This is a genomic window from Pseudomonas sp. JH-2, from assembly GCF_036231725.1.
Classification (GTDB): Bacteria; Pseudomonadota; Gammaproteobacteria; order Pseudomonadales; family Pseudomonadaceae; genus Pseudomonas; species Pseudomonas delhiensis.
Window position 1 is genome coordinate 45,493 of record NZ_JAZAQP010000016.1, and the last position, 11,105, is coordinate 56,597.

Here is an 11,105-nt window from a genome sequence, read left to right on the forward strand (position 1 = left end):
CCGTAGGCGTTATGCGCCCTACGGGTTGCAAGGGGGCGGCGTAGGATGGGTTGAGCAAAACCCATGCAGTGGCGGTGATGGGTTTCGCTTCGCTCAACACCATCCTACGGGTGTTTCCCTTGCAACCCCGTAGGAGCGGACTCTGTCCGCGATTTGGATTCACCGGCCACGCCGGACGCCCCGCTCAGCGCTGCGCCAGCTTCAGGTTGCGCGCATACCATGGCCGCCGCGGCGTGCGTTCTAGCCAGCCCTTGCGCTCCTCCTCCCCGGTGAAGATGACGCGCAGCGCCAGCTTCATGGTCTCCACGTCGAGGATCACGTCGCTGCTGCTCGCCTGCAGGTCGGAGAGACCGCAGCCGTGGGTGGCCGGGCCCAGCCAGGGGTCGTCGATCTCCACCCAGCGGCCACGGGCGAACCAGGGGGTGCCCTGGACCTCGGCGCGGCGCACCTCGCCGGGGTGGAAGCGCTCGTGGGCGCGGAACCAGTCGTCGATGCGGTCGTCGATCCAGCCGTGGAAGGACCAGAACACCGGGTTCACGTGGGACGAGAAGGGGTCGCCGAGGAAGTCGTTCTCGCGCAGGAACCAGCGCGGCGCGAAGTCGGCGTAGTTGCGGTCGGTCATCAGCGGCGCGCCGTTGGACGGGTCGCGCGTCACGCTGGCCCAGCGCATGTGCAGCCAGTCGTGCATGCCCAGTTCCAGCTCCGAGCCGAACTGGCCCAGGGTCAGCTTCGCCAGGTAGGCCGGGTCCTGGTACTGCGACTCCCAGACCTGGAAGTTGCCGTGGTAGGCGTCGGCGCTCTTCAGGCCGTGCAGCCACTGGCTGTATTCGTCATCGTCGGGCGCCACCCAGGCCGGCGGCACCGAGCAGCCGTCGGCGTTCTCGAAGTAGCGGATGAAGCCGGCGCGGTCGTATTCCAGGGGCACGGCTGGCGGCGGCAGGCGCGTCCAGGACGGCAGGTCCTGCAGCGAACGGGCCTTGGCCAGCATGCGGCGGTGCATGAACAGGAAGTCGACGCCGGAGGCGTTGCGGTCCTTGTGCCGGCCGCGCGCGTCGCGCTCGGCGTCCAGCGGCCCGGGCTGCCAGCCCACGCCGCGCAGGGCGTTGCGCTGGGCCTCGTCGAGGTGGTGCCACTTGTCCCGCGAGGCGTGCCAGAGCTGGTGGAACAGGCGGTGCTGCGGCGACACCAGCCAGGCCAGCAGCGCCTCGTTGAGCGGCAGGCGCTCGCGGGCCAGGGGAAAGGGACGCTTGCGGGCGACGAAGCGACAGTCCTGCTGCGGCAGGGCCAGGTCGCGGTCCGGGCGCTGGAGGCGGCCGCTGAGGGTGCCGTCGCCGGCGTTGGCGAAGTTGTCCCACACCTCGTCGAACACGGCGCTGCATTCGTGGCTGGGCGTCGCGCCCTCGCCCAACAGGCGCCAGCGAATGTTCGCCGAGCTGGCGCCGACCAGGTCGCCCAGCACCCGGTAGCGCGGCGGTTCCGTGCCGCGCAGGCGCTCGGGGGTATCCAGCCAGCCGATCAGCCCGCGCCCGCGGGGGCCGCAGTCAAGGATCAGCTGCAGGCCTTCGGCGGGCAGGCCCGGCAGCCCGAGCCCGGCATCGAGCAGGCGCAGGTCCCAGATGCCGCGCAGGCGGTCGGCCAGGCGCTGCTCGGCGCCGGCGGTGGTTTCCAGGCTGGCCTCGCCCGGCGTCTCCGGCTCCCGCGCGTCCAGCTCGCGGCGCTGCAGTTCGCGATAGCCGAAATAGGCCGCCGTCGGCAACGCCGCCGCCCCCGTCACTGCCAGGGCCGCCATGAAACCGCGTCGAGAAACCGTCATCGTCCGTCCTGTGTCCGTCGCCAAGCAAGCTGTACCGAGGCTAGAACGGTCGGCCAGGCGACAAATTTAGCGCCGCGGCCACGCTAAATTTCCGCCCGCACGCCTCGTCCTCCCCCACAGGCGATGCCCTGCCCCGGGCCCGCCACCCGACTCCGACGCTGACTGGGACGGCAATGACTAGCACCCACACGAAAAAGATCCTCTGGCTCACCCTGCCCCTGCTCGCCCTGGCCCTCGCCGCGGGCGTCGCGGCCTGGCTGCTGCTGGCCCGCGCCGAGCCCTACCCGCGCGATGTGATGGCCCATGCCCAGGCGCTGCACGAGCGCATCCTGTCCTTCGACAGCCGCGTGACCGTGCCCCTGGACTTCGGCACCGAAGGCAACGAGGCCGACCGCGACGGCCCCTCGCAGCTGGACCTGGTCAAGGCCGCGCGCGGCCGCCTGTCCGGCGCGGCCCTGGCGATCTTCGGCTGGCCGGAGATGTGGAGCGGCCCCGACGCCCCACACAAGCCGACGCCGGGCTTCGTCGACGAGGCGCGGCACCAGCAGGAGATTCGCTACAAGATTCTCACCGGCATGGTCCGCGACTTCCCCGAGCGGGTGGGCATCGCCTACACGCCCGAGGACTTCCGCCGCCTGGCCATGGAGGGCAAGTTCGCCATCGTCATGAGCATGCTCAACGCCTACCCGCTGGGCGACGACCTGTCCCAGCTGGACCTGTGGGCGGCCCGCGGCGTGCGCATGTTCGGCTTCAACTACGTGGGCAACAACAGCTGGTCCGACTCCTCCCGGCCACTGCCCTTCTTCAACGATTCGGCCGACGCCCTCGGCGGCCTCTCGCCCCTGGGCAAGCAGGCGGTGCAGCGGCTCAACGACCTGGGGGTGGTCATCGACGTCTCGCAGATGTCGACCAGGGCCCTGGAGCAGGTCGCCGCCTTGAGCCGCGCCCCCATCGTCGCCTCGCACTCGGCGCCGCGCGCCCTGGTGGACATCCGCCGCAACCTCAGCGACCACGAGATGCAGCTGATCAAGGACAGCGGCGGGGTCATCCAGGTGGTCGGTTTCCCGGCCTACCTGCGCCCGCTGAGCAAGCCCACCCTGGAGAAGCTCGACGCCCTGCGCGCGCGCTTCGACCTGCCGCCGCTGGCCGGCCTGGACTACGCCCTGATGCCCGGCGACCCGGTGATCGCCATCTGGCCGGAGAAGAAGTTCGGCGAGTACGCCAGCAGCCTCTACGGCATCCTCGACGAGGAGCCCAAGGCCGGCCTGGCGGATTTCGTCAACGCCATCGACTACACGGTGAAGAAGGTCGGCATCGACCACGTCGGCATCAGCTCCGACTTCAACGACGGCGGCGGCCTGGACGGCTGGAAGGACGAGAGCGAGATCCGCAACGTCACCGCCGAGCTGATCACCCGCGGCTACTCCGACGCCGACATCGCCAAACTCTGGGGCGGCAACTTCCTGCGCGTATGGGGCGAGGTGCAGAAACGCGCCAAGCCGCCCGTCGCCAGCCGCTGACCCACGCCAAGGACATTCCATGAACGACCGCCGTACCTTCCTCAAGCAGGCCGGGCTACTCGCCGCCAGCCTGCCCCTGCTGCAGGCTTCCGACCTGGCCCTGGCTGCTACCGAAACGGCCGGCAACGACAAGTGGCAGGCCCTGCGCCGGCAATTCGGCCTCGCTCCGGACTACCTGCACTTCGCCAGCTTCCTGCTGGCCTCGCACCCGCGCCCGGTGCAGCAGGCCATAGACGCGCTGCGCGCGCGCTTCAACGCCAACCCCGGCGAGGCGGTGGACTGGGACCGCGAGGAGGTCTGGAAATACGAGGACGAGGTGCGCGCCCAAGCCGGCCGCTACTTCGGCGTCAAGCCGGCGCAGGTGGCCCTCACCGGCAGCACCACCGACGGCCTCGCGGCCATCTACGGCGGCCTGCTGGTGGTGCCGGGCAAGGAAATCCTCACCACCGTCCACGAGCACTATTCCACCTACACCACCCTGGAATACCGCCAGCAGCGCATGGGCACCCAGGTGCGCAAGGTTCCCCTGTTCAAGGACCCGCACCGGGCCTCGGCCGACGAGATCCTCGCCAGCATCCGCAGCAACATCCGTCCTGAGACGCGGGTGCTGGGCATGACCTGGGTACAGTCGGGCAGCGGCGTGAAGCTGCCGGTGCGCGAGATCGGCCAACTGGTGGCCGAGGTCAACCGCAATCGCGACGCCGCCGAGCGGATCATCTACGTGGTCGACGGCGTGCACGGCTTCGGCGTGGAGGACGCGACCTTCGCCGACTTCGGCTGCGACTACTTCATCGCCGGCACCCACAAGTGGCTGTTCGGCCCGCGCGGCACCGGCGTCATCATCGCCCGCGAGGAACAGTTGCAGGACCACCTGGTGCCGAGCATTCCCACCTTCACCCGCGCCGACAGCTTCGGCACCTTGATGACCCCCGGCGGCTACCACGCCTTCGAGCACCGCCTGGCCCTGGGCAAGGCCTTCGAGCTGCACCTGCAGCTGGGCAAGGCCGACGTCCAGGCGCGCATCCACCAGCTCAACGGCTACCTCAAGCAGCGTCTGGCGGAGCACGCGAAAGTGCGCCTGGTCACGCCGGCCAGCCCCGAACTCTCCGCCGGCTTCACCTTCTTCCGCGTCGACGGCCGCGACTGCGACGCCGTGGCCCGGCACCTGATGGCGCACAAGGTGATCGGCGACGCCGTGGACCGCGACGTCGGCCCGGTGGTGCGCCTGGCGCCCAGCCTGCTCAACGACGAGGCGCAGATCGACCGGGTGATGGACATCCTCGCCCCGCAGCTCGCCTGACCCGACTTCCCACTTCACGAGAACCGCCATGCACGCATTACCGCCCCTGGCCCTGGCCGCCCTGCTCCTGGCCGCCCCCGCCGCCTTCGCCACCGAAGCTCACAAGCCGGGCGCCGTGTTCAAGGATTGCAAGGACTGCCCCGAGATGGTGGTGCTGCCCGCCGGCAGCTTCACCATGGGCACCCCGGAGGACGAGACCGGTCGCCAGCCGGACGAAGGCCCGCTGCACACCGTGACCTTCGCCCGGCCCTTCGCCATCAGCCGCTACCAGGTCACCGCCGCCGAACTGGACGCCTACCTGAAGGCCACCGGGGTGCGCCTGGCCAACGGCGACACCCGCCCCGGCCGCGAATGCATCGCCGGCAAGCCGCGCTACAAGCAGGGCCCGCGCCAGCCGGCGGTGTGCGTCGATTATGAGGACGTGAATCGCTACGCCGCCTGGCTGTCGAAGAAGACCGGCCAGCATTACCGGATGATCAGCGAAGCCGAACGCGAATATGCCGCCCGCGCCGGCAGCGCCGGGCCCTTCCCGTTCCCCTTCGACGAGGGCAAGGAGTACAGCATCGCCAAGCATGCCAATACCTACGGCGCCGCGGATGGCTACAACTTCACCTCGCCGGCGGGCAGCTTCCCGCCCAACGCCTTCGGCGTGTACGACATGCACGGCAACGTCTACGAGTGGGTCGCCGATTGCTGGCACGACAACTACAACGGCGCCCCCAGCGACGGCAGCGCCTGGATCGACAGCGACTGCAAGCTGGTGCAGATCCGCGGCAACGACTGGGGCGAGGCGCCGATCTTCTCCCGCTCGGGCAACCGCAACAATGCCTACAAGAGCGACCGCGGCGACTGGATAGGCTTCCGCGTCGCCCGCGAGCTCTAAACGACAGGGCCGGCACGACTATCGCCGTGCCGGCCCCGGCAATCCCTCGCCCGTCAGTTACCCTGCTTTTCCGCCAGCAGCGCCAGCCCTTCGTGCAGGGCCGGGAACAGGCTGTTGTTGAAGTTGTTCCAGCGCAGCTCGAGGATGTTGTCCTCGGGGGATATCTGCGTCTTCAGCACGTCATGGAAGACTTCGCCGGAGTCGATGCCGTTGTCCACGTAGTGGAACGAGGCCCCGGTCCAGTACAGCGGCTCCACCGCGACCTTTTCCAGGGTCGTCCAGTTCACCACCTTCTCGCCACGCGCGCCGTGCAACGCATCGAGGGTCGCGTAGGCGCCACGGCGCTCGTAGGGCGAGTCCTCGCGGGTAACGCCGGGGTGGATGTTCATGATCCGCCGGGCGAAAGGCGCGCCCGGGCGCACCAGCTCGTCGAGGATCACCAGCAGCCCGTCCAGCACCGCGACATCGGTCCCCAGCTCCACCAGGGTGTCATGCAGGCGCCGTTCGAAGTCCTGTTTGCCGGCGATGTGCTCGGGCGTGCCGCGCGGGTGCCGGCGATAGGTCGAGGGCACGCTGAGCAGCAGGTCGTTCAGGCGCTTGCCCTGGACCTCGAGATCGGCCGGGTAGAACCACTGCCGGCCCGGCTGGTAGGCGAAGCCGTAGTCGCGGATCTTCTCCTGGTCGCGCGGCGACTGCGGATCGTCGTCGTAGATCACGCCGACCAGCTCGTAGTGGTCGCCCAGCGACGTCTGGTTCAGCGATTCGACGAGAAACTCCAGCACCGACTTCATGTAGCGCTCTTCCCCCTTGTAGGGGACGTACTGGCCGGCCTTGTCCGCGGCTGCATTACGCAGCGACCAGATATAGGCGAGTTTGCGTTTCTTCATGGTGGTTTCTTTCCTGGGCATGGCTCGGCTTGGCGCGCGCGGGCGCGCGCCGTGGATACGGCGGGCCGGGGCATCGAGCCCCGCCACCCGCTCTTCACTAAGGGCAACGAACGACCCCGGGGCGAATTTATCCGGGCGCCGCGGCCTCCTCCGCCGGCCCCGGCCCGGCGCGCCCTGCGCAGCGGCGCACAGTCCGCTAAATCGGACGGCCCGCGCTTCGTCTTTGCACTAAATCGGGCGGGCCGTTCATCGTCTCTCTAGTTCGACGCGCCATGCCATTGACCTTCCGCAGGCATCCGAGAAGCCCATGCCCCGCACAGCCGAAAGCCTCACCCATGAAACCCTGACACTCCTCAAGCCCTTCTGGCCCCAGCTGCTGCTCTCCGTGCTGCTGGGAATCGCCGGCGGCCTCAGCATCACGGCGCTGCTGGCCACCATCAATACCGCGATGAACATCGAGGGCGGCCCGAACCTGCGCATCGCGCTGGTGTTCGCGCTGTTCTGCGTGACGACCCTGGCCTGCTCCACGCTCTCCAAGCTGCTGACCAACTACATAGGCCAGCGCGTGGTCGCCACCCTGCGCCGCGACCTCGCCGCGCGGATCCTCTGCGCGCCCATCGAGCAGCTGGAGCGCTACCGCGCCCACCGCCTGATACCGGTACTGCTCAAGGACGTCAGCTCGCTGAGCATCTTCGCCCTGAGCGTGGCGCCCATGCTGATCGCGCTCAGCGTGACCCTCGGCTGCCTGGGCTACCTGGCCCTGCTGTCCTGGCAGATCCTCGCGGTCACGGTGCTCACGGTGGTCGTCGGCAGCGGCGCGCAGTACCTGGCGCACCACTTCGGCACCCACAGCCTGCAGGCGGCCCGCGACGGCGAGGACGACCTGCAGAAGCACTACCAGGCGATCTCCGCCGGGGCCAAGGAGCTGCGCATCCAGCGCGAGCGCCGCCTGGACCTGCTGGACCGGCAGATCCACGACAGCACCGAACGCATCTGCAAGGCCAACATCCGCGCCGCCGCGATCTTCATCAGCGCGGAAAGCTTCGGCTCCATGCTGTTCTTCGCGGTCATCGGCATGGCCATCGCCTTCCTGGCCATCTGGCCCGCCACGGAAAAGACCGTGCTCGGCGGCTTCGTGCTGGTGATGCTCTACATGAAGGCGCCGCTGGAGCAGCTGGTCACCAGCATTCCCGGCCTCAGCCAGGCCAAGGTCGCGCTCATGCGCATCAACGAGCTGTCGCGCCGCTTCTCGACCGCCGAGCCACAACTGCTGGCCAGGGCGGGCGGCGCCCCGGCGAACCTGGCCCCGAAGCTGATCGAGCTGCACCAGGTGCGCTACGACTACCCGCAGGCCAGCGCCGGCCAGTCCTTCCACCTGGGCCCCGTCGACCTGAGCATCCGCCAGGGAGAGATCGTCTTCATCGTCGGCGAGAACGGCTGCGGCAAGACCACGCTGATCAAGCTGCTGCTGGGGCTGTACAACCCGCACCAGGGCGAGATACGCCTGAACGGCCAGGCCATCGGCGACGGCGAGCGGGACGACTACCGGCAGCTGTTCGCCACCGTGTTCACCGACTACTACCTGTTCGACGAACTGCTCAGGGGCCGCACGGAGATTCCGGAGCAGGCGATCAGGTACCTGGAGCGCCTGGACATCGCCCACAAGGTGGGGATCCGCGACGGCAGCTTCACCACCACCGACCTGTCCACCGGGCAGCGCAAGCGCCTGGCGCTGATCAACGCCTGGCTCGACGACCGCCCGGTGCTGGTGTTCGACGAATGGGCGGCCGACCAGGACCCGGCCTTCCGGCGGGTGTTCTACACCGAGCTGCTCCCCGAACTCAAACAGCAGGGCAAGACCATCATCGTGATCTCCCACGACGATCGCTATTTCCACACCGCCGACCAGCTGGTCCGCCTGGCGGCGGGAAAAGTCATCCATGAACGGGAGGCAGCCGAAGTGTAAGTTCCGACCTTTGCCGACCAGGCCCACGACCCGAAACGACAGGGAATGCTCCGGGCCATTCGCCTTTTCACCTCTGCCAAAACACTAGAAGAGCAATTATCCATGCCAGCACATTACGCTTTATCACCCTTGAGCAAGGCCGTCCTGATCCGGCGCTACCTCGGCAGCAGGCTCGCACCGCACTCCCTGGCCGTGGCCATGAGCCTGCCGCTGGCCGGCTACGTCCAGGCCCAGGAAGTCAACTTCGACATTCCCGCGCAGTCCCTGGGCAGCGCGCTGCAGACCTTCGGCAAACAGGCCAACCTGCAGGTGCTCTACCGCCCCGAGGACGTCAGCGGCAAGCGAAGCAACGCGCTCAGGGGTAAGCGCGAACCGTCCCAGGCGCTCTCCGAGCTGCTGCAGGGCACCGGGGCCGCCCAGCACATCGAGGGGGACACGGCCACTGTCAGCTTCGGGGGTGACAACGGCAGCCTGGAAATGGGCGCCACCACCATCGTCAGCAACCGCCTGGCCACCACCACCGAAGGCACCGGCTCCTACACCACCGGCGCCACCGCCGCCGCCACCGGCCTGCCGCTGTCGACGCGCGAGACGCCGCAGTCGGTCAGCGTCATCACCCGCCAGCGGATGGACGACCAGAACATGACCACCCTCGGCGACGTGCTGGCCAACGCGCCGGGCATCTCCGCGCCGCAACTGGATAGCGAGCGCACCGTCTTCGCCTCGCGCGGCTTCTTCATCAACGACCTCCAGTACGACGGCATTTCCAGCTACTACAAGAGCAACTACGCCGCGGGCGAGTCCGAGCTGGACGCCATCATCTACGACCGTATCGAGATCGTCCGCGGCGCCACCGGCCTGCTCACCGGCGCCGGCGAGCCCTCGGCCTCGGTCAACCTGGTGCGCAAGCGCGCCGACAGCAAGGAATTCCGCGGCGAGGCCCAGGTCAGCGCCGGCTCCTGGGACAACTACCGCAGCACCCTGGACCTGTCCGGCCCGCTGACGCCCACCGGCAACGTGCGCGGCCGCCTGGTGGGCGCCTACCAGGACAAGAAGAACTTCTTCGACCGCTATTCCCGCGAGGGCCACGTGATCTACGGCGTGGTCGACGTGGACCTGACCGACGCCACCACCCTGAGCCTGGGCGCCAGCTACCAGAAGTCCGACGCCGACGGCCTGACCTACGGCGGCGTGCCGCTGTGGAACAGCGACGGCTCGAAGACCCACTACAGCCGTTCGTTCAGCATCGCGCCGAAGTGGAACACCGAGGAAGTCGAGGTCAAGAACTTCTTCGCCAACCTCGAGCACCGCTTCGATAACGACTGGCAGGCGCAGTTCCGGGTGATGCACAACCGCAACGAGGTGGACAACGCACGCATCTTCAACTGGGGCTTTCCCGACCCCGAGACCGGCCTGATCGACGCCGAACCCTCGCAGTCCCGCTTCCCCGGCGAGCGCAAGCAGCAGAGCACCGACCTGCGCCTGTCCGGCCCCTTCGAGCTGTTCGGGCGCACCCACGAGGCCGTGGTCGGCGCCACCTACTTCGACCACAAGTACTCCTTCGACTGGATCGGCAACAAGACGCCCTGGCAATCCCCGGTCAGCGTGTACGACTTCGGCCACGTGGCGGAGCCGGAGTGGGATTACGAGAACCGCGAACTCTCCGAGCGCAACCACACCAAGCAGAAGGCCGGCTACGCCGCCCTGCGCCTGTCCCTGGCCGACCCGCTGAAGCTTATCCTCGGCGGGCGCTTCACCCAGTACGACCGCGAGGGCGCCGGCTGGGCTTCCTCGGGCGAGTACGACTACAGCGACCACAAGTTCATCCCCTATGCCGGCCTGGTCTACGACCTGAACCAGACCTACTCGCTGTACGCCAGCTACACCAGCATCTTCAACTTCCAGGACTACCGCGACCGCAACGGCGCCTGGCTCGACCCGGTCACCGGCGACGCCTACGAGGCCGGCATCAAGGGCGAATTCCTCGACGGCAGGCTGAACGCCTCGCTGGCCGCCTTCCGGATCGTCCAGGACAACCTCGGCCAGCAGGACGTCGGCTACTCCGTGCCCGGCAACCCCGACAGCCCGGCCTACTACGCCACCGACGGCGCCACCTCCAAGGGCGTGGAGTTCGAGCTGTCCGGCGCGCTCACCGAGAACTGGAACGCCTTCTTCTTCGCCACCCACTACAGTGCCAAGGACTCCGACGACAACGACGTGAACACCCAGCTGCCGCGCACCATGGCACGCCTGTTCACCACCTACCGCCTGCCGGGGCAATGGAAGCAGCTGACGGTGGGCGGCGGTGCCAACTGGCAGAGCCGCATCTACTACGACGGCGTGGGTCCCCAGGGCCAGCGCCAGGAGCAGTCCGACTACCTGGTCGCCAACCTGATGGCCCGCTACGACATCACGCCCCAGGTCTCGGCGCAGCTGAACGTCAACAACCTGTTCGACGAGAAGTACCAGACCGCGGTGAACTGGTACGGCCAGGGCATCTGGGGCGCCCCCAGGAACCTGATGGGCACCCTCAGCTACAAGTTCTAAGCGTCACGCGGCAAAAACGACGGGGGCCTGGCCCCCGTCGTCATTTCCACTCCCCTCCCCGACTAACCGTAGGGCGCATAACGCCTACGGCGTTATCCGCCATGATCACGCACAGAGTCCTACGACCGTGCCTCACAGGAATTGTAGGAGCGGGCCCTGCCCGCGAATCGCGCGCAGGGCGCGCTCCTA

Annotated in this window: 7 protein-coding genes; 5 read left to right on the forward strand and 2 right to left on the reverse strand. The window is 68.2% G+C overall.

The features are described from left to right. Positions 1–184: 184 nt before the first annotated feature. The gene (pvdP, locus tag VV867_RS13635) at positions 185–1,813 is read right to left on the reverse strand and encodes a pyoverdine maturation tyrosinase PvdP (RefSeq protein ID WP_328566665.1); all 1,629 of its coding nucleotides are present in this window, start codon (positions 1,811–1,813) and stop codon (positions 185–187) included. 173 nt (positions 1,814–1,986) lie between these two features. On the opposite strand from pvdP, the gene pvdM reads away from it, so the two are divergent. Genes pvdM through pvdO form a run of 3 tightly spaced genes read left to right on the forward strand, consistent with a single transcriptional unit; the run spans position 1,987 to position 5,516 of the window. Continuing rightward, entirely contained in the window at positions 1,987–3,333 is a 1,347-nt protein-coding gene (pvdM, locus tag VV867_RS13640) for a pyoverdine-tailoring dipeptidase-like protein PvdM (protein ID WP_328566666.1), read from the forward strand. A 19-nt stretch (positions 3,334–3,352) separates the two neighbouring features. After that, positions 3,353–4,633, forward strand: a complete 1,281-nt coding sequence (pvdN, locus tag VV867_RS13645; RefSeq protein WP_328566667.1) for a pyoverdine-tailoring periplasmic protein PvdN — start codon at positions 3,353–3,355, stop codon at positions 4,631–4,633. A 28-nt stretch (positions 4,634–4,661) separates the two neighbouring features. Continuing rightward, positions 4,662–5,516, forward strand: a complete 855-nt coding sequence (gene pvdO, locus VV867_RS13650) for a dihydropyoverdine dehydrogenase (RefSeq protein WP_275630241.1) — start codon at positions 4,662–4,664, stop codon at positions 5,514–5,516. 53 nt (positions 5,517–5,569) lie between these two features. On the opposite strand, the gene VV867_RS13655 is transcribed toward pvdO, so the two are convergent. Next, positions 5,570–6,403, reverse strand: coding sequence for a N(5)-hydroxyornithine transformylase PvdF (locus tag VV867_RS13655; RefSeq protein WP_275630242.1), 834 nt, complete (start codon positions 6,401–6,403; stop codon positions 5,570–5,572). 307 nt (positions 6,404–6,710) lie between these two features. On the opposite strand from VV867_RS13655, the gene VV867_RS13660 reads away from it, so the two are divergent. Together VV867_RS13660 and fhuE are read left to right on the forward strand one after the other, a co-directional pair. Beyond that, complete coding sequence (locus VV867_RS13660) at positions 6,711–8,369, forward strand: cyclic peptide export ABC transporter (RefSeq protein WP_275630243.1); 1,659 nt, start codon at positions 6,711–6,713, stop codon at positions 8,367–8,369. 129 nt (positions 8,370–8,498) lie between these two features. Beyond that, on the forward strand, positions 8,499–10,916 hold the full coding sequence (fhuE, locus tag VV867_RS13665) for a ferric-rhodotorulic acid/ferric-coprogen receptor FhuE (protein WP_275630244.1): 2,418 nt from the start codon (positions 8,499–8,501) through the stop codon (positions 10,914–10,916). The last annotated feature ends 189 nt before the right edge of the window (positions 10,917–11,105 follow it).